Raw genomic sequence first — 24,250 nt, forward strand, 5'->3', positions numbered from 1 at the left:
CTCCACAAACGTCCCCGGCGACGACATCACCGTCACCCCACCCACCAACGCCAAGGAACAATCCCCCTGACGCAACCCCTGCACCGCCATGTGCAGCGACACCAGCGACGACGAACACGCCGTGTCCACCGTCACCGCCGGCCCCTCAAGACCGAACGAGTACGCCACCCGGCCCGACAGGACGCTCGCCGCGCTGCCGGTCATCCGCTGTCCCTCGGCCCCGCCCTGTCCGCCGTCGCCCTGGTCGCGGAAGGTGAACGTTCCGGCGTAGACGCCGGTGGTGGAGCCGCGCAGCGCGGCCGGATCGATCCCGGACCGCTCCAGCGCCTCCCACGACACCTCCAGGAACAAACGCTGCTGCGGATCCATCGCCAACGCCTCACGCGGCGAGATCCCGAAGAACTCCGCGTCGAACTCGGCCGCCTCGTGCAGGAAGCCACCCTCACGCGTATACGACGTCCCCGGACGCTCAGCCCCCGGGTCGTACAACTCCTCCAGATCCCACCCACGATCCACCGGAAACCCCGAGACCGCGTCACGACCCGACTCCACCAACCGCCACAGATCCTCCGGCGAAGCCACCCCACCCGGATACCGGCACCCCATACCCACGACGACGATCGGGTCGTCCTCCTGGGCGCCGGGGCCGGAGGCGGTCCGGGCGGGCGTGGACTCATCGGCCGTGCCGAGGAGTTCGTCGCGCACGAACCGGACGACGGCGTCGGTCGTGGGGTGGTCGAAGATCAGCGTGGCCGGGAGGCGGAGCCCGGTGGTCGTGCTCAGCCGGTCGCCCAGCTCCACGGCGGTGAGGGAGTCGAACCCGAGCCCCTTGAAGGTGCGTACGGTGTCGACGGCGTCCGCCGAGGCGTACCCCATGACGGCGGCGACATCGGTGCGGACGGCCTCGTCGACCAGCCGCTCGGCCTCCTCCCTGGGCAGTCCCACGACCCGGCCGGCGAGCCCGGCAGCGCCCGGCGCGGCGGCCGTGTCCGCCGGGGCGACGCCCGCGGCGGGAGCCGGCGCACGCCCGCCGCCCGGCGCCCAGAGGGCGCCGTCGCGCAGGGCGATCTCCGGCTCGCCCGAGGCGATCGCGGCGGGCAGCGCCCGCAGCGACTCCCGAACCCTGCCCAGGTCCAGCAGGCCGACCCGGCCCGGGTGCTCGGCGCCCAGGGCGCGGAGCCGGTCCCACAGCGTGCCGCCGGCCGGGTCCGGCGCGCCGTCCTCGACCCTGACCTCGACGCCGGTGGAGACGGCGCCGCGGGTGACGCACACGACGCGCGATCCGGTGAGGCGGTCGTCCGCGAGGCAGGCGCGCACCTGGTCGAGGATCGACCCGTCGAGCGCCGGTACGGGGCATGGTACGAGGATCACCTCGGGCGCCCCGGCCTGCGACGCGGCCGCCAGGGTGGTCACGTCCGGGTGGACGGCCACGCCTCCGGTGGCGGTGGTGAGGGCCGTGGCGAGGCCGAAGCCGTCGTGGCCCAAGAGGGCCCAGAGCCCGGACGGTTCCGCCAGGTGAGCGACGTCGAGCGGTCTCCAGGCGCCGCCCCGAGGGAGGGCACGCCTCCCTCCGCCGGCGGGCGTCGGCAGCCAGTAAGGACGGCGCTGGAAGGCGTACGTCGGCAGGGGCGCTCTGCGAGCTCCGTCGTGGACCGTGGTCCGCTCCCACGCCACGGTGGCCCCGTTGGTGTGGACGGCGGCGAGCGCGCCGAGCAGCGCGGGCACCTCGGGCCTGCCGCGCCGGGCGGTCGCGGCGAACACGGCGCCCTCCCGGTCCGGCAGGCAGTCGCGGCCCATGGCGGCGAGGACCGCGTCCGGTCCGATCTCCAGGAAGAGGCGCACGTCCCGTGCCGCGAGCGCGTGCATGCCGTCGTGGAAGCGGACGGCCTCGCGGGCGTGCCGCACCCAGTACTCGGGCGTGGCGATGGCTTCGGCGTCGACGGCACGGCCCGTCAGGTTGGACACCACGTCGATGCGGGGCGCCCGGTAGTCGAGGCCGGCCGCCACCTCGCGGAAGGCGTCGAGCATCGGGTCCATGCGGGGCGAGTGGAACGCGTGGCTGACGCGCAGGCGGGTGGCCTTGCGCCCGCGGGCCCGCCACAGTTCGGCGAGTTCGAGCACGGCGTCCTCGTCGCCGGCGACCACGGTGGACAGGGGGCCGTTGACGGCGGCGACGGAGACCCGGTCCTCCAGACCGGCGAGGGTGGGCGACACCTCCTCCTCGGAGGCCTGGACGGAGACCATGGCCCCGCCGGCCGGCAGGTCCTGCATGAGCCGGCCGCGCGCCACGACGAGGGCGGCGGCATCCTTCAGGGAGAGGACCCCGGCGCAGTGGGCCGCGGCGATCTCGCCGACGGAGTGGCCGACGACGACGTCGGGGGCGAGGCCCCAGTGGGTCAACAGGCGGAAGAGCGCGGTCTCGTAGGCGAAGAGCGCGGGCTGCGTGTACGCGGTGCGGTGCAGGGGTCCGTCGCCGTCCTCAGCACCCGCCGGGTCCTCGGCGGTCTTGGTTCCGGTCTCGGTTGCGGTCCCGGTTCCGGTCCCGGCCCCGGTCTCGGTCCCGGTTCCGGTTCCGGTTCCGAACATGACCTCGCGCAGGGGCCGGTCGAGGTGTTCGTCGAGAAGGGCGCAGACCTCGTCCAGGGCCGTGGCGAACACGGGGTACGTGGCGTACAGCTCCCGGCCCATGCCCGTGCGCTGGCTGCCCTGGCCCGTGAAGAGGAAGGCGAGCCCGCCGGGGCGGACGGTTCCCGTCGTCGCTGTGGCGGGGGCGCTCCCGGCGGCGAGCCCGGCGAGCGCGGTCCGCGCCGCGTCGGGGCCTTCGGCGAGGACGAGCGCGCGGTGCTCGAAGTGGGTGCGGGTGACGGCCAGCGAGTGGGCGATGTCGTCGAGGCGCTGCTCGGGGTGGGTCTCCAGGTGGGCGCGCAGGGCGTCGGCCTGGGCGCGCAGGGCGTCGGGGGTGCGGCCGGACACCGCGATCGGGACGGGTACGGAGACGGCCGCCAGGGCCTGGGGCGACTCCGTCCGCGCCGACGGTCTCGCCGTTTCCGCCGCCTCCGCCGTTTCCGCGACCGTCCCCGGGTCTGCGAGGACGAGGTGGCAGTTGGTGCCGCCCATGCCGAACGACGAGACACCCGCGAGGAGCCGGCCGTCGCCCTCCGTGGTCTCCAGCGGGCTGAGGCGGTCGTTGACACGCAGACGGAGGTCGTCGAGGGGGATGGCGGGGTTGGCGGAGCGGAAACCGAGACTCGCGGGGAGCGCCCGCTCCCGCAGCGAGAGGACCGCCTTGATGAGGCCCGCGATGCCCGCGGCGCCCTCCAGGTGGCCGATGTTGGGCTTCACCGAGCCGACGAGCAGCGGGGTCCGGGCCGCCCGGCCGCTGCCCTGCCCGAGGACGGCGCCGACCGCGGCCGCCTCGATGGGGTCGCCGAGGGGGGTGCCGGTGCCGTGCAGCTCGACGAAGCGGACGGCCGCGGGGTCGGCACCCGCCCGCTCGTACGCGCGGCGCAGCACTTCCTCCTGCGCGGCGCCGTGCGGGGCGGTGAGGTTGTCGCCGCCGCCGTCGTTGTTGACGGCGCCGCCGAGGACGAGACCGTGGACGGTGTCGCCGTCCGCGCGGGCCCGGCTCAGGGTCTTCAGGACGACGACACCGCCGCCCTCACCCCGTACGTAACCGTTGGCACGCTCGTCGAAGGTGTACGTGCGGCCGTCGGGCGACAGCGCGCCGAACCGTTCGGCGACGGCGAAGCCCTCGGGAACCAGGTTCAGGCTGACGCCACCCGCGAGGGCCACCTCGGAGTCGCCCTTGCGCAGGCTCTCGCAGGCGAGCTGGACGGCGACCAGCGAGGAGGACTGGGCGGTGTCGACGACGAGGCTGGGGCCGCGCAGGCCGAGGACGTAGGAGACCCGGTTGGCGATGATGCCCCGGCTGACGCCGGTGATGGTGTGGTGGGTGAGGGCGTCGGAGCCGTGCTCGTGGGCCAGTTTGGCGTAGTCGTCCCAGATCGCGCCGACGAAGACACCGGCCCGTGCCCCCCGGAGCGTGCCCGGGACGACTCCGGCGTTCTCCAGCGCCTCCCAGACGAGTTCGAGCATGAGGCGCTGCTGCGGGTCGATGGCCGCCGCCTCCCGCGGGGTGATCCCGAAGAACTCGGGATCGAACTCCTCGACACCGTCGAGGAATCCGGCCGGCCGGTCGACCGCCCCGGCCGGGAGGCCGGGACGGGCGTCGGGCGACCGGTCGGACACCGCGCTCTCGCCGGCCGTGAGCAGCCGCCAGTACGCCTCGGGCCCCGCCGCTCCGGGGAAGCGGCAGGCCATCCCGACGACGGCGATGGGCTCCTCGGGCACTGCAGTGTCCATGGTGTGCTCGTCCTTTCCGTGGGCGCGCGGGCACGCTGAGGGGCGCGGCAAAAGGTGTGCTGAAGGGGCGCGGCGAGATGTGCTGGAGGGGTGCGGGGAGGGAGACGCAAAGGAGAAGGGGGAGAGAGAGGGGGAGGGAAGGCGGCGCGGATCAGCCGTACGTGTAGAAGCCGCGGCCGGACTTCTTGCCGAGCAGGCCGCCGTCGACCATGCGCAGCAGCAGCGGCGGAGGCGCGTAGAGCGGCTCCTTGAACTCCTCGTACATCGCCTGCGCGATGGAGACGGTGGTGTCGACACCGATGAGGTCGACAAGACGGAGCGGCCCCATGGGGTGCGAGCAGCCGTGGACCATGCCGTCGTCGATGACCTGGGCCGTCGCGAGGCCGGAGTCGAGCATCCGGACGGCCGAGAGGAGGTACGGGAAGAGCAGGGCGTTCACGACGAAGCCGGCCCGGTCGGGGGACGTGATCGGCTTCTTGCCGAGGACGTCCTTGACGAAGGCGAGTGCCCTGGCGCTCACCGCCGGCTCGGTGAGCACGGAGTCGACGATCTCGACCAGCGGCATGACCGGGGCGGGGTTGAAGAAGTGCATGCCGAGCACCTGGCCGGGCCGGTGGGTGGCGCCGGCGAGCCGCACGATCGGCAGCGAGGAGGTGTTGGAGGCGAGGATCGCGTCCGGGTCCGTGAGGATCTTGTCGAGGGTGGTGAACAGCTCCAGCTTGAGCGCTTCGTCCTCCTTGACGGCCTCGATCACGAGCTGCCGGTCGGCCAGTTCGCCGAGGTCGCGGGTGAAGGAGACCCGGCCGAGGGCCGCGTCGCGCTCCTGCTCCGTCAGCTTCCCCTTGGTGACACCCCGGTCGAGGGAGCGGGTCAGCCGCTGCGGTCCGGTGACGAGGGAGCCGGCGGAGGAGACCTGGACGATGACGTCGAGTCCGGCGCGGGCGCACAGTTCGGCGACGCCGCTGCCCATGATGCCGCTGCCGACGATACCGACGCGCCGGATGGCGGGGTCGGCGCCGGCGGTCGTCTTCGTATCCGTCACGCGCTCCGTCATGCTCCGGTCCCCCAGGTGAGAAGTGCCGCTCCGATGGACATGCCGCCGCCGAATCCGGCGAGCAGCACCAGCTGCCCCGGGGACAGCGCCCCGCTGCGATGGGCGTCGTCGAGAGCGACGGGAACCGACGCGCTGCCCACGTTTCCGTACGTGCGCAAGGTGCGGTGGGTCACCGCGCGGGTCAGTCCCGCACGCTCCACGACGTCGCTGAGCAGGACGCCGTTGGCCTGGTGGGGCACGAAGTGGTCGACCCGTTCGAGGTCCACGCCGGTGCGCCGGGCGAGCCCGCCGAGCGCCTGCGGGACGTGGTCGGTGACGAAGTCCCGTACGCCTCGGCCGTCCATGCGGAAGAAGTGGCCGCCTTCGGCGACGGTGCTCTCCGAGGCCGGGTTCCGGCTGCCGCCGGCCTCGACCCGGATGAGGCCGTGGGCGTCGCCGCGGCTGGCGAGGTCGACGCCGATGATCCCGTACGGGGCGGGCACCGCGCCGACCACGGCGGCGCCGGCGCCGTCCGCGAAGAGGACGGCGGTGCGGCGGTCGTCGAAGTCGAGGATGCGCGAGTAGAGGTCGGCGCCGATGACGAGGACCCGGCTGTCGGGTGCCGCCGCCACGAGGCAGCGGGCCAGCTCGAGGGCGTAGACGAATCCGCTGCAGACGACGTTGACGTCGAAGCAGGCGGCGTTGACGGCGCCCAGGGCCGTCTGCACGAGGTAGGAGGTAGGAGGCTGGGGGAAGTCGCCCGTCGAGGTGGAGACGATGAGGTAGTCGATCTGGTCCGCTGCCAGTCCGGCCTGTTCGAGGGCGTTCTCGGCGGCGCGCGTGGCGAGGTCGGAGGTGGCTTCGTAGGGGGCGGCGTAGCGCCGCGAGCGGATCTGGGTCTTCCGCTCGATCCACTCCGGGGTGACCCCTACACGGGCGGCGATCTCCTCGTTGTCGACCTCGCGCTTGGGCAGGTAGGAGCCCGTGGCGAGGATCCCTATGTGTCGGTCCGTCATGTCAGACCGCCCCTGTGGTCGCGCGCAGGGGGTTGATGCGCTCTTCGCCGAGGCGGGCGCGGAGTTCGGGGTCGGTGACCCCGAGGCCTTCCTCGGGTGCGAGGCAGAGTACGCCGACCTTGCCGGTGTGGCGGTTTTCCTGGACGAGCCGTGCCGCCTCGCCGACCTCGGCGAGCGGGTAGACCTCGGAGAGGATCGGGGAGAGGTGCCCGAGCCGGAAGAGCCGGTTGCACTCGGCCTGCTCCTGGAGGTTCGCGGCGTGGCTGCCGACGACGCGCTTCAGGTTCATCCACAGGTAGCGGTTGTCGAAGTGGTGGTCGTAGCCGGTGCTGGAGCCGCAGGTGACGACGGTGCCGCCGGGGCGGACGACGAAGACCGAGATGCCGAAGGTGGCCCTGCCGATGTAGTCGAAGACGATGTGCGGGTCCTCGCCGACCTGGCGCCGGATCTCGCGGCCGAGCGCCTTGCCGAGTGCGATGGTCCGTTCCGGGCTGGGGGCGGTGTCGCCGCCGAGGCCGATCTCCGAGCGGTCGATGACCACGTCGCAGCCCAGTCGGCGCAGGAGCTCGGCCTTGCGCGGGGAGCCGACGACCCCGACCGGGATGCCGCCCGCGTTCTTCACCATCTGGACGGCGAAGGCGCCGAGCCCGCCGGTCGCGCCCCAGATCAGCACGATGTCGCCCTGCTTGACGCGGGCGCCCTTGTCGCTGACGAGCATCCGGTAGGAGGTCGCTGCCGTCAGCATGACACCGGCGGCCTCCTCCCAGGTCAGATGGCCGGGCTTGGGCAGCAGCTGGCTCGCGCGGACGACGCTGTAGTGGGCGAGGCCGCCGAAGTTCGTCTCGTAGCCCCAGATGCGCTGCTCGGCGCCGAGCATCGCGTCGGCGTGGGTCGCGGGCTCCTCCGCGTCGACCTGGACGCAGGAGACCACGACGTGGTCGCCTGCCTTCCAGCGGCGGACCCCGGCGCCGACCCGGACCACGACGCCGGCGGCGTCCGAGCCGAGGACGTGGTGCGGCAGGTCGTGCCTGGCCGCGTCGCCGCCCTGGCGGCCGTACCGCTCGAGGAAGTCGAAGGTGGGCTTCGGCTCGAACGTGGCGGACCAGACGGTGTTGTAGTTCACCGAACTCGCCATGACCGCGACGACGACCTCGTCCGGCGCGAGCTCGGGCATCGGCACCCGCCCCACCTGCAGCGACTTCCGGACGTCCCGGTCCTCGATGCCGGCGAACATGTCCACGTCCGCCGCACGCAGATGCGCGGCCAGGTACTCCGCGGGTAACGCGTGCCGTTCCAGCTCGTCCGGTCCGGCCCCTGCGAGCACGGCCTCGGCCAGAGCATCCATGTCTCCCCCTCCTTGATGAGCTCGACAGCGCACGCGCACGGCGGCAGCGGCGGACGGCACTGCGTCCGCAGGTGACCGAGCTGTGGGTGCGGGAACACGGGGCTCTTCCTCACCGCGCTGTGAGCCATCGAGCGCCCCGGTACGAACGACGTTACGCATCCCGGAGCCGCACCCCCACCCTTAACCGCCCCCTAGCCACTCCCCACGCTCCCGACCCCCGGAGAGGGGGTGGCCGCGCCCCGGGCACTGGGGTGGGGAACCCCTGCGAGCAGGGGTGGGGACGCCGACGGACTCGGCGGGCGGGGGGGAATCGACGGAGGCAGAGGCGACCGTGCAGGAGGCTCGACGCGAAGAACGCGTCAAGAATGGGCCGGCCGTGGCCAGACCCCGATAAAACGTACGCTTCTCCGGCGCGCCGCTCACGTGACGCAGGCCACACCGGTGCTAGCGTGATGAAACCAGCGTTTCGGCTGGTCATGACGTTTCTGCTTGTGGTGGGGCGGGTGGGACTCGAACCCACGGCCGACGGATTATGAGTCCGCTGCTCTAACCGGCTGAGCTACCGCCCCTTACCGCGTGGCGCGTACATGTGTGCGCGCCGTCTGCCGCAGCATAGCCGCTCATACGATCTCCTGCTCCGGATGGTCGGCCACCGCTGCGGACTGCTCGACCATGAGGACAGCGCGGCGTGGCGCACGGTTCCCGGGCAAAAGAAAAAGGACCCCTAGGGGTCCTTCTTCGCTCGCTCCCCCGGCTGGACTCGAACCAGCAACCCTCCGGTTAACAGCCGAATGCTCTGCCAATTGAGCTACAGGGGATCGCGCTCCCCCGACTGGACTCGAACCAGTAACCTGCCGGTTAACAGCCGGCTGCTCTGCCAATTGAGCTACAGGGGATTGCTGCGTTGCACCGAACGGATCCACCTCGGGTGTCCCCGGGCGGCGCGCCTTCGCTGCGACACATACATTAGCGCAAGCAGGGGGGTGCTCCGCCAATCGGTATGCCGTGGGCGCTCGTGGGCACCAGTGAGGCAACAGGGAAGCTCAAGGGAAGGTGGTGCCGCCGTGCGGTACAAGCTGACGTTCGTCGTGGGGCTGGCCCTCGGTTTCGTCATCGGGACGCGCGCCGGGCGCGAGCGCTACGAGCAGATGAAGAAGTCGGCCAGGGAGATCTCGCAGAACCCGGCGGTCCGCAACGCCGCCGAGTCCGCGGCGCAGACCGGCCGCCAGGTCGCCGGCAAGGCGTTCCACGCGGTGAGCGACAAGGTGGGCGACAGGATCCCCGCCTCGGTCACCGACCGGATTCACACACTCCGCCACAACAACGGCCAGGTGACCGAGGACGAGTGGGGTGTGACCAACACCTGAGCCGGGCCCTCCGGGCGCAGCCCGCCCGACCGCGGTCGCGCGGCTCGGTCCGTGACCGGGCCGCCGTGCGCGGCGCCTGACGCGGCCGTGTGACGCGGGTCGCGTCGCGCGGTCGGTCGGCATGTGTCGCGCGGGCGGCGCGGCGGCCCTGGTTCAGGGTTCCTGGGGTTTGGGGTCGGCCGCCGCGGTCTTCCCGCGGGGCCGTCTCCGGGCCGAAAGCGGCCCCCTTACCCCGCACGCGCTCCCCTTACTCCCCCGCGTGCGGCAGAATCTCCTCCCATGGGGATAGTCGCCGGCTTGGACAGCTCTGCCGAGTTCACACGCATCGTCGTCTGCGACGCGGACACGGGTGCCGTACTGCGTCAGGGGTACGCCCCGCACCCGGGTGAGCCCAAGGCCACCGATGTCGACCCGCAGGCCTGGCTGCTCTCGCTCGGCGAGGCGGCCGGGGGCGGGCTGCTCGAAGGGGTGGAGGCCATCGGGGTCTCCGCCCAGCAGCACGGGCTCGTGCCGCTCGACGCGCAGGGCGGACTCGTCCGGCCCGCGCTGGTCGGCAACGACAAGCGCGCGCAGGTGGCCGCGGCCGACCTGGTCGAGGCGTTCGGCGGGCGGCAGGCCTGGGCCGAGGCCGTCGGCTCCGTACCGCAGGCCGGGCAGCCGGTCGCCAAGCTCCGCTGGCTGGCCCGCACCGAGCCGGAGCACGCCCAGCGCGTCGCGATGCTCCTCCAGCCGCACGACTGGCTGGTCTGGCAGCTCCTCGGCCGCCCCGCGCGCCGCACCACCGACCGCGGTGCCGCCTCCGCCACCGGCTACTGGTCGGCCGGCTCCGGCGCGTACCGTCCCGACCTCGTGGAGCTGGCCCTCGGTCACCAGGCCGTCCTGCCCGAGGTGCTCGGCCCCGCCGAGGCGGCCGGCACCACCCCCGAGGGGCTGCTGATCTCCGCCGGTACGGGCGAGACGATGGCCGCCGCGTTCGGGCTCGGCCTCGCCGTCGGCGACGCGGTCGTCTCCCTCGGCGCCTCCGGCTCGGTGATGGCCGTGCACCACGAGGCGCTCGCCGACCCGCAGGGTCTGATCACCTCCTTCGCGGACGCGACCGGGATGCACCTGCCGGTCGTCCACACCTCCAACGCGGTCCGGGCGCTGCGCGGGACCGCCGAGATGCTCGGCGCGGAGAGCCTGGACGAGCTGTCGGCGCTGGCCCTCAAGTCGACGCCGGGCGCCTCCGGGCTCGTCCTGCTCCCGTACCTGGAGGGCGAGCGCACCCCGCAGCTGCCGCACACCGCCGGCACGCTCAGCGGGCTGCGACGCGAGTCGATGAAGCCCGAGCACCTCGCCCGGGCCGCGTTCGAGGGCATGCTCTGCTCGCTCACCGACGCCATGGACGTCCTGCGCGGACGCGGCGTCGAGGTGCGCCGGGTGTTCCTGCTCGGCGCGGCGGCCGGGCTGCCCGCCGTCCAGGCGATCGCTCCCGCGATCTTCGGCGCCCAGGTCGTCGTCCCGCAGCCCGCGGACTACGCGGCGCTTGGCGCGGCCCGGCAGGCCGCGTGGGCGCTCGGGGCCGCCCGGGGCACGCTCTCGCCGACCGCTCCCCCGGCCTGGCAGGGCGCCGCCGCGCAGATCTTCGAGCCGGGCGAGGAGCTCGCGGTCGGTCAGGCGGTACGGCAGCAGTACACGGCCACCCGGGAGCAGATCCACCCGGGAGCGTTCGGCGCGTAGCGGCCTCGCGGGCGACGGGGTGTCGCGGCGGGGATTCGGCTGGTAGAGGAGTCCGTTCAAGACTCGACAAAACCCGGTCGTAACGCCGTGGGGGCGCGGGCGATAGTAGGACCCGTGCTCCTACGACTTCTCCGAACCCACCTTCGACCGTACAAGAAGCCCATCGGTCTGCTGGTCCTGCTGCAGTTCCTGCAGACCTGCGCGTCCCTCTACCTGCCGACCCTGAACGCCGACATCATCGACAACGGTGTCGTCAACGGGGACACCGGCTACATCCTGCGGTTCGGCGCCCTGATGGTCGCCGTCTCCGTGGTCCAGGTCGTCTGCAACGTCGGCGCGGTGTACTACGGCGCCAGGACCGCCTCCGCCCTCGGCCGGGACGTCCGCGCGGCGGTCTTCGACCGGGTGCAGTCCTTCTCGGCCCGCGAGGTCGGGCAGTTCGGCGCCCCGTCGCTGATCACCCGTACGACCAACGACGTCCAGCAGGTCCAGATGCTGGTCCTGATGGCGTTCACACTGATGGTCTCGGCGCCGATCATGTGCGTCGGCGGCATCGTCATGGCCCTGAGTCTCGACGTACCGCTGTCGGCGGTGCTGATCGCGGTCGTGCCGGTGCTCGCCGTGGCGGTGTCGCTGATCGTCAGGCGGATGCGCCCGCTGTTCCGGACGATGCAGGAGCGGCTCGACACGGTGAACCGGGTGCTGCGCGAGCAGATCACCGGCAACCGCGTGATCCGGGCCTTCGTGAAGGACGACTACGAGCGCGAGCGGTTCAAGGTCTCCAACACCGAGCTGACCGACGTCTCCATGGCGACGGGCCGGCTGATGGCGCTGATGTTCCCGACCGTGATGACGGTCGTGAACATCTCCAGCGTCGCGGTGGTCTGGTTCGGGGCGCACCGGATCGACAGCGGCGGGATGGAGATCGGCGCGCTGACCGCCTTCCTCGCCTATCTGATGCAGATCGTGATGGCCGTGATGATGGCCACCTTCATGTTCATGATGGTGCCGCGCGCCGAGGTGTGCGCCGAGCGCATCGAGGAGGTCCTCTCCACCGGGAGCAGCGTCGTACCGCCGGCCGAGCCGGTGCGCGAGCTGGGGCGGCGCGGTCATCTGGAGGTGCGCGGCGCGGACTTCCGCTACCCGGGCGCCGAGGAGTCGGTCCTGCGGGACGTGGAGCTGGTGGCGCGGCCGGGCGAGACGACGGCGATCATCGGGTCGACCGGCAGCGGCAAGTCGACGCTGCTGGGCCTGGTGCCACGCCTCTTCGACGTGACCGGCGGCGAGGTGCTCGTCGACGGCGTGGACGTACGGAAGCTGGCTCCGGAGCTGATGGCGCGGACGGTGGGGCTCGTCCCGCAGAAGCCGTACCTCTTCTCCGGCACGGTCGCGACGAACCTGCGGTACGGCAAGCCCGACGCGTCGGACGAGGAGTTGTGGCACGCGCTGGAGGTCGCGCAGGCGGCCGACTTCGTCAGGGAGCTGGAGCACGGTCTGGACGCGCCGATCGCGCAGGGCGGCACCAATGTGTCCGGCGGTCAGCGGCAGCGGCTCGCCATCGCGCGGACGCTGGTGCAGCGGCCGGAGATCTATCTCTTCGACGACTCCTTCTCGGCGCTGGACTACCGGACCGACGCCCTGCTGCGGGAGGCGCTGAAGGCGGAGACGGCGGACTCGACGGTGGTGATCGTCGCGCAGCGGGTGTCGACCATCCGCGAGGCGGACCGCATCGTGGTCCTCGACGAGGGCCGGGTCGTGGGCGCCGGACGCCATCACGAGCTGATGGCGGGCAATGAGACGTACCGGGAGATCGTGCTCTCCCAGCTGACCGAGGCGGAGGCAGCCTGATGGCCGGTCCTGGCGGACGAATGATGGCCGGTGGCGGCCCCGACCAGCGGTCGATGGACTTCAAGGGCTCCGGCAAGCGGCTGCTGCGGCAGCTGGCGCCCGAGCGCGGCGCGCTGTGGCTGATGCTGATCGCCGGTGTGCTCAGCGTGGCGGCGTCGGTGGTCGGCCCGAAGATCCTCGGCAAGGCGACCGATCTGATCTTCGCGGGCGTGGTCGGGCGGCAGATGCCCGACGGCACCACGAAGGCGCAGGCGATCGCGGGCCTGCGGGCCGAGGGCGACGGCGGGATGGCGGACATGCTGTCGGGGGTGGACTTCACCCCCGGGCAGGGCATCGACTTCACGTCGGTCGGCGAGGTGCTGCTGTGGGTCCTGGCGATCTACGTGGCGGCCGGTCTGCTCATGCTGGTGTCGACCCGGATGTCGATCAAGGTGATCAACCGGACCGTGTACCGGATGCGGGAGGACGTCCAGGCGAAGCTGGCGCGGCTGCCGCTGTCGTACTTCGACCGGGCCAAGCGCGGTGAGGTGCTGAGCCGGGCCACGAACGACATCGACAACATCTCGCAGACGCTCCAGCAGTCGATGGGGCAGCTGATCAACTCGCTGCTGACCATCGTCGGCGTGCTGGCGATGATGTTCTGGATCTCGCCGCTGCTCGCGCTGGTGGCGCTGGTGACCGTGCCGGTGTCGGTGGTCGTGGCGACGAAGGTCGGCAAGCGCTCGCAGCCGCACTTCGTACAGCAGTGGAAGTCCACGGGCACCCTGAACGCCCATGTGGAGGAGATGTACACCGGCCACGCGCTGGTGAAGGTCTTCGGCCGGCAGGCCGAGTCGGCGGCCGACTTCCGCGAGCAGAACGAGGCGCTGTACGAGGCCGGGTTCAAGGCCCAGTTCAACAGTGGCGTGATGCAGCCGGTGATGTTCTTCATCTCGAACATCAACTACGTGCTGGTCGCCGTCGTCGGCGGTCTGCGGGTGGCGAGCGGCACGCTGTCGATCGGTGACGTGCAGGCGTTCATCCAGTACTCCCGCCAGTTCTCGATGCCGCTGACGCAGGTCGCGTCGATGGCGAACCTGGTGCAGTCGGGTGTCGCGTCCGCCGAGCGGATCTTCGAGCTCCTCGACGCCGAGGAGCAGAGCCCGGACGCCCCGGCCTCGACCGAGCGGCCTTCGGTGGCGGCGGGCGCGGTGGCGCCGGCCAAGTCCGCGGCGGGGGCGGTGGCGCTGGGCGAGCCGGTGGTGGGCACGGTGGCGCTGGGCGAGCCGGCGGCGGGCAGGGTGACGGTGGGCAAGGTGGCGCTGGAGGACGTGGCGTTCCGCTACGAGCCGGACAAGCCGCTCATCGAGGACCTGTCCCTGACGGTCGAGCCGGGCCAGACCGTCGCGATCGTCGGCCCCACCGGCGCCGGCAAGACCACGCTGGTGAACCTGCTGATGCGCTTCTACGAGGTGACCGGCGGCCGGATCACTCTCGACGGGGTGGACATCTCGGCGATGCCCCGCGAGGAGCTGCGGTCCGGGATCGGCATGGTCCTCCAGGACACCTGGCTCTTCGGCGGCACGATCGCCGAGAACATCGCGTACGGCGCGAGCGGCGAGGTCACGCGGGAGCGGATCGAGGAGGCGGCGCGGGCGGCCCACGCCGACCGCTTCGTCCGGACCCTCCCCGACGGCTACGACACGGTCATCGACGACGAGGGCGGGAACGTCAGCGCCGGTGAGAAGCAGCTGATCACCATCGCCCGGGCCTTCCTGTCCGACCCGGTGATCCTCGTCCTGGACGAGGCGACCAGCTCGGTCGACACCCGTACCGAGGTCCTCATCCAGAAGGCGATGGCGCGACTGGCCCACGGCCGCACGTCGTTCGTGATCGCGCACCGGCTCTCCACCATCCGGGACGCGGACGTGATCCTGGTGATGGAGAGCGGCTCGATCGTCGAACAGGGCACGCACGACGAGCTGTTGGCCTCCGGCGGGGCGTACGCACGGCTGTACGCGGCCCAGTTCGCGCAGGCGGTCGTGGAGGTCGACTGACCGGAGGCCCGCCCGCGGTCGACTGACCGGAGGGTCGCCGGACGGTCAGTCCAGGTAACCCCGCAGCTGGTCCGCGAAGGCGTGGTCCCGCAGCTTGTTGAGGGTCTTCGACTCGATCTGGCGGATGCGTTCGCGCGTCACGCCGAAGAGCCGGCCGATCTCCTCCAGGGTGCGGGGCCTGCCGTCGTCGAGGCCGTAGCGGAGCTGGACCACCTTGCGTTCGCGCTCGCCCAGGGTGGAGAGGACGGCCTCCAGGTGCTCGCGCAGCAGCAGGAAGGCCGCCGACTCCACCGGGCTCGTCGCGTCGCCGTCCTCGATGAGGTCGCCGAGCGCGACGTCGTCCTCCTCGCCGACGGGGGCGTGCAGGGAGATCGGCTCCTGGGCGAGCCGCAGCACCTCGCCGACCCGCTCGGGGGCCAGGTCGAGCTGGGCGGCGACCTCTTCCGGGGTGGGTTCGTAGCCGCGCTCCTGGAGCATCCGGCGCTGGACCCGGATCACGCGGTTGATGAGCTCGACGACATGGACGGGGACGCGGATGGTCCGGGCCTGGTCGGCGAGGGCCCGGGACATCGCCTGGCGGATCCACCAGGTCGCGTACGTGGAGAACTTGTAGCCGCGCGCGTAGTCGAACTTCTCCACGGCCCTGATCAGGCCCAGGTTCCCCTCCTGGACCAGGTCGAGCATGGTCAGGCCGCGCCCGACGTACCGCTTGGCGACGGAGACGACGAGCCGCAGATTGGCCTCGATGAGCCGGCGCTTGGCCATCCGGCCGAGGACGACGAGCCGGTCCAGGTCGAGCGCCAGCCGCGAGTCCAGATCGGGGGTGCCCGCGAGCTTCGCCTCGGCGAAGAGCCCGGCCTCGACGCGACGGGCGAGCTCGACCTCGTCGGCGGCGGTGAGCAGCGGTATGCGGCCTATCTCGCGCAGGTACTGGCGGAAGAGGTCGGAGGAGGGCCCGTTCCCGCCGAGGTCGGTGACGCGGCGCGGGACCGGCTCCGGTTCGGGCGTGTCGTCCACGAACTCGGTGGGCTCCGGCGGATCGGATCCCTCGGCCGGCTCTGCGGGGGCGGGCGTCTCCGGGTGGTGGGCGGCCGGGCGCTGCCCGGGCACGACATCCGTCGGGGACAGGGTCTGGGTCTGCACGGGGGCGACCTCCACGGTGATCGCTGCCGGTGCTCCGGGGGCTCAGGCACCGCTGCCCAGTGTGGGGTACGACACATCGCCGCCACGAGGGGCGTGCGGTGACTTTTTGAGTTCGGAAGGTGACCGAACGTCAGAGCGCGGCGGCGCCGTTGGTGCGCAGCGACTGCGCGTACTGGGTGAGCACCCACAACTCGTTCTGCACGGCGGCCACTTGGGCCGGGTCACCGTTCGATCCGAGGCGGGCCAGGGTGCCCTGGATGTCGCGGATGCGGCGGTCCACGGCGCGCAGCCGGACCGAGACGAGCTGGGCGCCCGCGTAGACCTCGTCGACGACCTTGCCGAAGATCGTCTCGACGGCGAGTTCGGTGACGAGCGCGCGGACGGTGTCGTTGGGGGCGGCCTCGCGGACGGCGGCCAGGTAGTCGGAGGGCGCGTCGGTGGCGCCGCCCGCCTCCTGGACGCACTGGCGGACGGCCGCGTAGGGCGGGGCGGTGAACTCGTCCACGCCGTACGCGTCGAAGGCCGGGGAGACCAGCTCCGGGCGCTGGAGCGCCAGCTTGAGCAGCTCGCGCTCGGTGCGGTGCGCGGGGCTGCGCAGGTTGAGCGCGGGGCCGCCGGTCACGGCGGGTGCCGGGGTGTCGTACGTACGCTGCGGGGTCGCCGGGCCCGGTCCGCCCCGGCCGCCGCGGTCGCGCTGCCAGCGGGCGATCTGGGCGACGCGCTTGACGACGAACGGGGTGTCGAGGATGCCGAGCATGCCGGCGAGCTGGACGGCGACCTCGTGCTGGGAGGCGATGTTCTTGATCCGGGCGACGATCGGCGCGGCCTCGTCGAGGGCGGCGGCCCGGCCCGCCGGGGTCTCCAGGTCGTACCGCCGGACGATCTGGCGCAGCGCGAACTCGAAGAGCGGGGTGCGTGGCTCGACCAGCTCGGCGACGGCCTGGTCGCCCTTGGCGAGGCGCAGGTCGCAGGGGTCCATGCCGTCGGGGGCGATGGCGATGTAGGTCTCGGCGGCGAACTTCTGGTCGTCCTCGAAGGCGCGCAGAGCGGCCTTCTGGCCGGCCGCGTCGCCGTCGAAGGTGAAGATGACCCGGGCCGAGCCGTTGTCCATCAGGAGCCTGCGGAGGATCTTGATGTGGTCGCCGCCGAAGGCGGTGCCGCAGGTGGCGATGGCGGTGGTGACGCCGGCCAGGTGGCAGGCCATGACGTCGGTGTAGCCCTCGACGACGACGGCCCGGCTGACCTTGGCGATGTCCTTCTTGGCCAGGTCGATGCCGTAGAGCACCTGGGACTTCTTGTAGATCGGCGTCTCGGGCGTGTTGAGGTACTTGGGTCCGTTGTCGTCGTCGCGGAGCTTGCGCGCGCCGAAGCCGACGACGTCGCCGCCGACGTCCTTGATCGGCCACATCAGCCGGCCGCGGAACCGGTCGATGGGGCCGCGGCGGCCGTCCTGGGAGATCCCGGAGAGGATCAGCTCCTTGTCGGAGAAGCCCTTGCCGCGCAGGTAGCGGGTGAGGTGGTCCCAGCCGGCCGGGGAGTAGCCGACGCCGAAGTGCGCGGCGGCGGCCTGGTCGAAGCCGCGTTCGGCGAGGAACTTCCGGCCGATCTCGGCCTCGGGCGAGTCGAGTTGGTCGGCGTAGAACTGGGCGGCGGCCTTGTGCGCCTCGACCAGCCGGATGCGCTCGCCGCGCTGGTGGCCGGGGTTGTAGCCGCCCTCTTCGTACCGCAGGGTGATGCCCGCCTTCGCGGCGAGGCGCTCGACCGTCTCCGAGAAGGAGAGGTGGTCGATCTTCATCACGAAGGCGATGGTGTCGCCGCCCTCCTGGCAGCCGAAGCAGTGGAACAGGCCCTTGCTCGGGCTGACCTGGAAGGAGGGCGACTTCTCGTCGTGGAAGGGGCACAGCCCCTTGAGGTTGCCACCGCCGGCGTTGCGGAGCTGGAGGTACTCGGACACGACGGCGTCGATCGGGACCGCGTCCCGGACCGCCTTCACGTCGTCATCGTTGATCCTGCCTGCCACGCGGGAAGTCTACGTGGGCGGACCGGGCGGCTGCCCCTACCGAGCGAGGCTCTCCAGGGGGACGGAGGGGTCCGCGAGGGCGTCGGGGTCCACCGGGGACCGGTCGCGGATGAGCTTCTGGATCGACTCTGTGACGTCCCACACATTCACGTTCATCCCGGCGAGCACCGTGCGGTCCTTGAGCCAGAAGGCGATGAACTCCCGCTTGCCGGCGTCGCCGCGGATCACGACCTGGTCGTAGGAGCCGGGCGGGGCCCAGCCGGAGTACTCCATGCCGAGGTCGTACTGGTCGGAGAAGAAGTACGGGACGCGGTCGTACGAGACGTGCTGTCCCAGCATGGCGCGGGCGGCGGCCGGGCCGCCGTGGAGGGCGTTGGCCCAGTGCTCGACCCGCAGCCGGGTGTTCAGGAGCGGGTGCTGGGCGGCGGCGACGTCGCCGGCCGCGAAGATGTCCGGGTCGGAGGTGCGCAGCGAGGCGTCGACGGCGATGCCGCCGCCGTGGGCGCGGTCGACCAGGGCGAGGCCGGCGGCCTCGGCGAGGGCGGTGCGCGGGGCGGCGCCGATCGCGGCGAGGACGGCGTGCGCGGGGTACTCCTCGCCGTCGTCGGTGCGGACGGCGAGGACCATGCCGTCCTGGCCGACGATCTCGGCGAGCCGGGCGCCGAAGACGAAGCGGACGCCGTGCTCGGTGTGCAGGTCGGCGAAGAGCTGGCCGAGCTCGGGCCCGAGGACCTGGTGGAGCGGGGTGGGCTCGGACTCGACGACGGTGACCTCGGCGCCGTAGCCGCGGGCCGCGGCGGCGACCTCGAGACCGATCCAGCCGCCGCCCGCGATCACCAGGTGGCCGTTGTCGCGGCCGAGGGCGGCCAGGACGTGGCGCAGCCGGTCGGCGTGGGCGAGCCGGCGCAGGTGGTGCACGCCGGCCAGGTCGGTGCCGGGCAGGTCCAGGCGGCGCGGCTCGGAGCCGGTGGCGAGCAGCAGCCGGTCGTAACGGATGGTGGTGGCGTCACCGAGGCGTACGGTGCGGGCCTCGCGGTCGATGGTGGTGACGGGCTGCCCGAGGTGCAGCTCGACCTCGGCGCGGGCGTACCAGGCGGCCTCGTGGACGAAGGCGCTGTCGCGCTCCTCCTTGCCGTTGAGGTAGCCCTTGGAGAGCGGTGGGCGTTCGTAGGGGTGGTCGCGCTCGTCGCCGATGAGGATCACCCGGCCGGTGAACCCCTCGGAGCGGAGCGTCTCCGCCGCCTTGGCCCCGGCCAGGCCTCCGCCGACGATGACGAAGGTCTGATCTGCGTCGACCACTTGATGCCTCCTCGTTGCGACCGCTTCTACGCTACGCCTCCGGGCGTTCGGCGACCGTTACCGCCTCGGGCCCTGAGGCGAGCGTCCCGCACGGAGCGTGATGGCGGAAGGGGGCCGGTGCGCGCCGCCGGCCGTCAGGAAGGGTGGTGGCGGAGGCGGGCGTGGAGGGTGCGGGCGGAGGCGTCGGTGAGGGACGCGATGTGGTCGACGATCACCCGCTTGCGCGCCCTGTCGTCCCCGGCCGTGTCGAAGAGGGCGCGGAACTGCGGGTCGAGTCCTTCGGGGGCGCGGGCGGTGAGGGCCTCGGCGAGCTCGGCGAGGACGATGCGCTGGTCGGCGCGGAGGGCCTCCTGCTCGGCGCGCTGCATGACGTACCGGTCGGCGACGGCCTTGAGGACGGCGCATTCGTTCCGGGTCTCGCGGGGGACGACGAGCTCGGCCCCGTACCGGGTGAGGCGGCCGGAGCCCCATGCCTGGCGGGTGGCGCCCTCGGCGGAGAGACAGAACCGGCCGATGAGCTGGCTGGTGGCGTCCTTGAGCCGGGCCTGGGCGACGGCCGATCCGTCGTAGCCGTGCGGCCACCAGTCCTGGTCGACGAGCCGGTCGAGGGCGTCGGCGAGCTCCTGCGGGTCGGTGTCCTCGGGCACGTACCGGCCGATGGCGACGCGCCAGATGTCGGCGCGCTCGGGCTCGGCGAAGAGCATGTTCGGGTCGATGTGGCCGGCGTGCAGGCCGTCCTCGAAGTCGTGGACGGAGTACGCGACGTCGTCGGCCCAGTCCATGACCTGGGCCTCGAAGCACTTGCGGTGCGCGGGTGCGCCCTGCCGGGCCCACCGGAAGACGGGCAGGTCGTCCTCGTACACCCCGAACTTGGACGAGTCGGGGTCCTCGGGGTGACCGCCGCGCGGCCAGGGGTACTTGGTCGCGGCGTCGAGCGCGGCGCGGGTGAGGTTGAGGCCGACGCTGACCGGCTCGCCGGTGACGGCGTCCGCCATGAACCGCTTGGGCTCGATACGGGTGAGCAGGCGCAGCGACTGGGCGTTGCCCTCGAAGCCGCCGCAGTCCTTGGCGAACTCGTTCAGCGCGACCTCGCCGTTGTGCCCGAAGGGCGGGTGGCCCATGTCGTGGGCGAGGCAGGCCGCTTCGACCAGGTCCGGGTCGCAGCCGAGCGCGGCGCCGAGCTCGCGCCCGACCTGGGCGCACTCCAGGGAGTGGGTGAGCCGGGTGCGGGGGCTGGCGTCCCACGCGTGGCTCCGGGAGCCGGGGGTGACGACCTGGGTCTTGCCCGCGAGCCGGCGCAGGGCGCTGGAGTGCAGCACGCGCGCGCGGTCCCGCTGGAAGGCGGTCCGCCCCGGGCGCTTGTCGGGCTCGGCGGCCCAGCGCTCGGTGGCGGTCTCGTCGTAGCCGGGGGTGTCCGTGCTGCCTGGGGTGTCCGTGAAGCCTTCCATGCACCGAAGGTAACCGGCGGGACGGACAGTGGGGGCCGTGGTGCGCGTCTTTCGGACCGGCGGTGACGCGGGGCGGCTCAGGCGGAGGCGAACTCTCGCCATGTGGGCACGGGGTGGGGCGCGAGGGCGTTCATGGCGGTGGGGGCCGGGCCGGTGAGGGCCTGGTCGTAGCGGTGGAGGACCAGGCGGGCGAGGGCGGGGTGGGCGCCGAGCGGGGAGGAGGCGATCCAGGGGGCGTGGGCGGCGGCGCGGCTCGCGAAGAAGCCGGGGGCGGTGAAGCAGGAGGCGACGGCGACCCGGTGGCGGCCCCGGGCGGCGAGCGTGCGCACCGCGTCGGGGACGGTGGGCGTGGCGGCGGAGGCGTACGCGGGGACGACGGGCACGCCGCCGAGCCGCTCGGAGAGCGCGGCGGCGATCCGGCGGACGGCGAGGAGCCCCTCGCGGTCGCGGGAGCCGGCCGCCGCGAGCACGACCCCGGTGGAGCGCGAGGCGCTGTCGGCGGAGGTCCAGCCCGCTTCGGCGAGGCGGTCGGCGAGGGCCTCGACGAGCAGCGGGTGCGGGCCGAGCGGCGCGGCGATCCGCACCCGGCCTCCGGGCACGGCGGCGGCAGCGGCGGGCAGGTCGTGCTTGACGTGGTACCCGGGCCCGAAGAGCAGCGGTACGAGGACGGCGCGACGCCCGCCCGCCGCGGGAGCCCCGGCCGGTGGGGTGTGGGGCGGCGTGAGGGTGGTGAGGACGTCCGTCAGGAGCGGGGCGTCCAGTTCGATGTGGGCGAGCTCGACGTCGAGGCCGGGGCGGAGTTCGCGGACGCGTTCGACCAGCCGGACGAGGGCGGCGCGGGCGCGGGGGTCGCGGCTGCCGTGGCCCACGGCGACGAGGGCGGGGCGGTCGCGGCGGACGCCGTTCAGCCGGACGTGGCTCAGCTGCGCGCCGAGCCGCGTGGTGATCGTGCCGAGCAGCTCGGCCGCGCTGTCGAAGGTGCAGTCCCGCTCCGTCGTGCCCGGATCCGTCATGCCCCGATCCTGACGGCGCCGCGTTGCCTCCCCGTTGCGTCGGCGTCACGAGTGTTTTCGGTGGGCTCACCGTCCACCCGGCGGCGCTGTCAGGCGCCGGTCGCCATCCGGAGCCGGCGGGCCCGGCGCCCACCGCCCCGGCGGCGCTGTCAGGCGCCGGTCGCCATCCGGAGCCGGCGGGCCCGGCGCCCACCGCCCCGGCGGCGCCGTCGGGCGTCGGTCGCCATCCGGAGCCGGGGGCCCACCGTCCACCCGGCGGCGCCGTCAGGCGTCGGTCGCCAGCCAGACGCGCAGCGGGCCGAGCTCCTCGAAGCCGACGGCCAGCGCGGGCGCGAGGTCGTCGCCGGACTCGTAGCCGACCACGGGGCTGCCGTCGTCGACGAGGCCCAGGCAGCCCGCCCAGGTCTCGGCCGGGTCGGTGCCGTCGGCGGCGAAGAGGTTGGAGACGCCGGTGACCCGGCCGCTGTCGCTGAGCACCGCTCCCCCGGCGATCCGGCCGTCGGCGCCGTACCCCGCGACGACCCTCGTCGCCGGGTCGGCGAGGAGTCCGGCGCGGAAGAGGGCCGCCTCTTCGGCGTCACCGCCGCTCCACGCCAGGGCCCAGGCGTGGAGCTCCGCCGCGGTGCCGACCGCGCGCCACGACGTGTCCGTCGGCGCGGTGACCTCGGGGGCGGGGAGCCACCCCGGCCGGAGGATCCAGCGCGCCTCGAACAGCGGGCGGAACCCCTCGGCGGTCAGGTCGAGGCGGGCGAAGGAGTCCTTGACCGAGGCTCCGGGGGCCTCCCGGTCGATGCCGTCGAGGACGTCCCGTACCGACGCGTCGGCGGTCAGCGTCACCGCGTCCGGGTAGTAGAGCGGGGTCCGGCGGCTGTTCGTCCAGGCCCGGGGCCCGAATCCGCCGGGGCGGCCGTGCGCGCGGCACATCGCCTCGCACCACTCCGCGTTGTTGAGGGCCGCCTCGGTGATCATCTGCGGATCGTACGGGTTTCCCCCTTCCCCTCTCATTCTTTTATCTAGCGGAATATCTTTTCCACCATGCGAATGTCTTCTCCGCCTCCCCCGGGCCTGCTCAGACGGGCGGCCGCCGAACTCGTCGGCACCGCGGCGCTGGTGGCCGTCGTCGTCGGCTCGGGCATCCAGGCGACCGCGCTCAGCCGGGACGTCGGGGTGCAGCTGCTGGCCAACTCGCTCGCCTCCGCGCTCGGGCTCGGCCTGCTCATCGCACTCCTCGGCCCACTCTCCGGGGGCCATCTCAACCCGGTCGTCACGCTCTCCGAGTGGTGGGCCCGGCGCGGCGAGGACGGCGCCCCCGGGGCCCGCGAGGTGAGCGTCTACCTCGCCGCCCAGTTCGCCGGCGCCGTCGCCGGCGCCCTGCTCGCCGAGGCCATGTTCGGGCGGGCGCCGGGCACCTGGGCCACCGCGGTCCGCTCGGACTCCCACCTCCTGCTCGGCGAGACCGTCGCCACCGCCGGGCTCGTCCTGCTCGTCCAGGGGCTGCGCCGCATCGGCCGCTCCTCGCTCGCCCCGGTCGCCGTGGGCGGGTATCTCCTGGCCGCGATCTGGTTCACCTCCTCCGGCTCCTTCGCCAACCCGGCCGGGACGGTCGGCCGCTCCTTCTCCGACTCCTTCACCGGCATAGCCCCCGCCTCGCTGCCCGGCTTCGTCGGCGCGCAACTCCTCGGCGCCCTCGTCGGCATCGCGCTCGCCGCCCTCCTGTACGGCCGGAGCGAACCGAACGGCTCGCGTTCGCGTCGAACAGGGTGACGGGACAGTCACGATCCACGGAGGTTCATCCATGCGCGGCCTGCGACGCGTACGCGTACCGGCACGGCTGAAGCGGGGCGCCCTCCGGCTCACCCGGGTCACGCCGCTGCCCCGCACCACGCGGGCCCGCCGCCGCACCGTCCAGGCCGTCATGCTCGGCACCGTCCTCGCCCTCGCCCCCGCCACCTGGACGCACGCCGTCGCCGACAGCCGGCTGCGCTCCACCGCCGACGTGCCCGCGCAGGACGTCGCCGTCGTCTTCGGCGCCGGCCTCTGGAAGGGACGGCCGACGCCGTACCTCGCGCACCGGCTGGACACGGCCGCCGAGCTCTACCGCGCGGGCAAGGTCAGGGTCGTCCTCGTCACCGGCGACAACAGCCGCGTCGAGTACGACGAGCCCGACGCGATGCGGACGTACCTCACCGCGCGCGGGGTGCCGGACGGGCGGATCGTCAGCGACTACGCGGGCTTCGACACCTGGGACTCCTGCGTCCGCGCGAAGAGGATCTTCGGGGTGGACCGGGCCGTCCTCGTCACCCAGGACTTCCACATCAAGCGGGCCGTCGCGCTCTGCCGGGCGGCCGGCATCGAGTCGTACGGCGTGAAGGTGGTCGAGCCCCACGACTCCGTCTTCTACTACGGCGGCGTCCGGGAGCTCGTAGCGGCGGGCAAGGCGGCGCTCGACGCGACGCTCCGGCCCGACCCGCACTTCCTCGGCGAGCGCGAACCGGGTGTCACGGAGGCGCTCGCATCGGCGAGGACGCCCTAGCCGCACCGTTCCGGTGGGGCCGAGGCGGCCGTCCTCGCGCCCCGCTCCTCACGCCGCGCGGTCCCGCC

At 73.0% G+C, this 24,250-nt stretch carries 15 protein-coding genes, 3 tRNA genes and 1 pseudogene; 6 read left to right on the top strand and 13 right to left on the bottom strand.

What is annotated here, in order from left to right; all coding sequences use genetic code 11:
- The 7 genes from ACIPPS_RS22090 to ACIPPS_RS22120 form a co-directional block, all read right to left on the bottom strand.
- The coding region (locus ACIPPS_RS22090) for a beta-ketoacyl synthase N-terminal-like domain-containing protein (RefSeq protein WP_401434699.1) at positions 1-4,362 on the bottom strand (4,362 nt) is incomplete at its 3' end.
- A gap of 151 nt (positions 4,363-4,513) precedes the next feature.
- Entirely contained in the window at positions 4,514-5,416 is a 903-nt protein-coding gene (locus ACIPPS_RS22095; RefSeq protein WP_401434702.1) for a 3-hydroxybutyryl-CoA dehydrogenase, read from the bottom strand.
- Positions 5,413-6,411, bottom strand: a complete 999-nt coding sequence (locus tag ACIPPS_RS22100) for a 3-oxoacyl-ACP synthase III family protein (protein ID WP_401434705.1) — start codon at positions 6,409-6,411, stop codon at positions 5,413-5,415. The genes ACIPPS_RS22095 and ACIPPS_RS22100 overlap by 4 nt, the downstream gene beginning before the upstream one ends.
- A gap of 1 nt (position 6,412) precedes the next feature.
- Complete coding sequence (gene ccrA, locus ACIPPS_RS22105) at positions 6,413-7,756, bottom strand: crotonyl-CoA carboxylase/reductase (RefSeq protein WP_401434707.1); 1,344 nt, start codon at positions 7,754-7,756, stop codon at positions 6,413-6,415.
- 492 nt (positions 7,757-8,248) lie between these two features.
- A tRNA-Ile gene (locus tag ACIPPS_RS22110) sits at positions 8,249-8,325 on the bottom strand.
- Between the two features lie 176 nt (positions 8,326-8,501).
- Positions 8,502-8,574 (bottom strand) — tRNA-Asn (locus ACIPPS_RS22115).
- Positions 8,575-8,579: 5 nt separating this feature from the next.
- Positions 8,580-8,652, bottom strand: a tRNA-Asn gene (locus ACIPPS_RS22120).
- Between the two features lie 168 nt (positions 8,653-8,820).
- Between ACIPPS_RS22120 and ACIPPS_RS22125 the strand changes: the two genes are divergently transcribed.
- The 4 genes from ACIPPS_RS22125 (at position 8,821) to ACIPPS_RS22140 (ending at position 14,726) form a co-directional block, all read left to right on the top strand.
- On the top strand, positions 8,821-9,123 hold the full coding sequence (locus tag ACIPPS_RS22125) for a YtxH domain-containing protein (protein WP_401434710.1): 303 nt from the start codon (positions 8,821-8,823) through the stop codon (positions 9,121-9,123).
- 279 nt (positions 9,124-9,402) lie between these two features.
- Positions 9,403-10,842, top strand: coding sequence for an FGGY family carbohydrate kinase (locus tag ACIPPS_RS22130; protein ID WP_401434713.1), 1,440 nt, complete (start codon positions 9,403-9,405; stop codon positions 10,840-10,842).
- Positions 10,843-10,956: 114 nt separating this feature from the next.
- Positions 10,957-12,690 (top strand): ABC transporter ATP-binding protein, encoded by a 1,734-nt coding sequence (locus ACIPPS_RS22135; protein ID WP_401434716.1) that lies wholly within the window; start codon positions 10,957-10,959, stop codon positions 12,688-12,690.
- Positions 12,690-14,726: an ABC transporter ATP-binding protein gene (locus ACIPPS_RS22140; protein ID WP_401434718.1), complete on the top strand. Its 2,037-nt coding sequence runs from the start codon at positions 12,690-12,692 to the stop codon at positions 14,724-14,726. The genes ACIPPS_RS22135 and ACIPPS_RS22140 overlap by 1 nt, the downstream gene beginning before the upstream one ends.
- A 45-nt stretch (positions 14,727-14,771) precedes the next feature.
- On the opposite strand, the pseudogene ACIPPS_RS22145 reads toward ACIPPS_RS22140, so the two are convergent.
- The 6 genes and pseudogenes from ACIPPS_RS22145 to ACIPPS_RS22170 all read right to left on the bottom strand — a co-directional run.
- A pseudogene (locus ACIPPS_RS22145) lies at positions 14,772-15,908 on the bottom strand (RNA polymerase sigma factor); the annotation flags it as partial.
- Positions 15,909-15,999: 91 nt separating this feature from the next.
- Positions 16,000-17,889, bottom strand: coding sequence for a DNA primase (gene dnaG, locus ACIPPS_RS22150; RefSeq protein ID WP_401434720.1), 1,890 nt, complete (start codon positions 17,887-17,889; stop codon positions 16,000-16,002).
- Between the two features lie 36 nt (positions 17,890-17,925).
- Complete coding sequence (locus ACIPPS_RS22155; RefSeq protein WP_401434723.1) at positions 17,926-19,188, bottom strand: NAD(P)/FAD-dependent oxidoreductase; 1,263 nt, start codon at positions 19,186-19,188, stop codon at positions 17,926-17,928.
- A 134-nt stretch (positions 19,189-19,322) separates the two neighbouring features.
- Complete coding sequence (locus ACIPPS_RS22160) at positions 19,323-20,636, bottom strand: deoxyguanosinetriphosphate triphosphohydrolase (protein ID WP_401434726.1); 1,314 nt, start codon at positions 20,634-20,636, stop codon at positions 19,323-19,325.
- A gap of 77 nt (positions 20,637-20,713) precedes the next feature.
- Positions 20,714-21,649 (bottom strand): sirohydrochlorin chelatase, encoded by a 936-nt coding sequence (locus ACIPPS_RS22165; RefSeq protein WP_401434729.1) that lies wholly within the window; start codon positions 21,647-21,649, stop codon positions 20,714-20,716.
- Positions 21,650-21,913: 264 nt separating this feature from the next.
- Positions 21,914-22,618 (bottom strand): hypothetical protein, encoded by a 705-nt coding sequence (locus tag ACIPPS_RS22170; RefSeq protein ID WP_401434732.1) that lies wholly within the window; start codon positions 22,616-22,618, stop codon positions 21,914-21,916.
- A 66-nt stretch (positions 22,619-22,684) separates the two neighbouring features.
- On the opposite strand from ACIPPS_RS22170, the gene ACIPPS_RS22175 reads away from it, so the two are divergent.
- Positions 22,685-23,413, top strand: a complete 729-nt coding sequence (locus tag ACIPPS_RS22175) for an aquaporin (RefSeq protein ID WP_401434734.1) — start codon at positions 22,685-22,687, stop codon at positions 23,411-23,413.
- Positions 23,414-23,444: 31 nt separating this feature from the next.
- Entirely contained in the window at positions 23,445-24,182 is a 738-nt protein-coding gene (locus ACIPPS_RS22180; RefSeq protein ID WP_401434737.1) for a vancomycin high temperature exclusion protein, read from the top strand.
- Positions 24,183-24,250 lie beyond the last annotated feature (68 nt).

Origin of the sequence: Streptomyces sp. NPDC090127, assembly GCF_044746945.1 — a bacterium.
Lineage (GTDB): Bacteria > Actinomycetota > Actinomycetes > Streptomycetales > Streptomycetaceae > Streptomyces.

Coding starts and splice junctions, on each gene's coding strand:
- ACIPPS_RS22170 (WP_401434732.1), bottom strand. CDS start 22,618: ATGATCACCGAGGCGGCCCTCAACAACGCGGAGTGGTGCGAGGCGATG.
- ACIPPS_RS22180 (WP_401434737.1), top strand. CDS start 23,445: ATGCGCGGCCTGCGACGCGTACGCGTACCGGCACGGCTGAAGCGGGGC.
- ACIPPS_RS22140 (WP_401434718.1), top strand. CDS start 12,690: ATGGCCGGTCCTGGCGGACGAATGATGGCCGGTGGCGGCCCCGACCAG.
- ccrA (WP_401434707.1), bottom strand. CDS start 7,756: ATGGATGCTCTGGCCGAGGCCGTGCTCGCAGGGGCCGGACCGGACGAG.
- ACIPPS_RS22165 (WP_401434729.1), bottom strand. CDS start 21,649: ATGACGGATCCGGGCACGACGGAGCGGGACTGCACCTTCGACAGCGCG.
- ACIPPS_RS22095 (WP_401434702.1), bottom strand. CDS start 5,416: ATGACGGAGCGCGTGACGGATACGAAGACGACCGCCGGCGCCGACCCC.
- ACIPPS_RS22130 (WP_401434713.1), top strand. CDS start 9,403: ATGGGGATAGTCGCCGGCTTGGACAGCTCTGCCGAGTTCACACGCATC.
- ACIPPS_RS22175 (WP_401434734.1), top strand. CDS start 22,685: ATGCGAATGTCTTCTCCGCCTCCCCCGGGCCTGCTCAGACGGGCGGCC.
- ACIPPS_RS22160 (WP_401434726.1), bottom strand. CDS start 20,636: ATGGAAGGCTTCACGGACACCCCAGGCAGCACGGACACCCCCGGCTAC.
- ACIPPS_RS22100 (WP_401434705.1), bottom strand. CDS start 6,411: ATGACGGACCGACACATAGGGATCCTCGCCACGGGCTCCTACCTGCCC.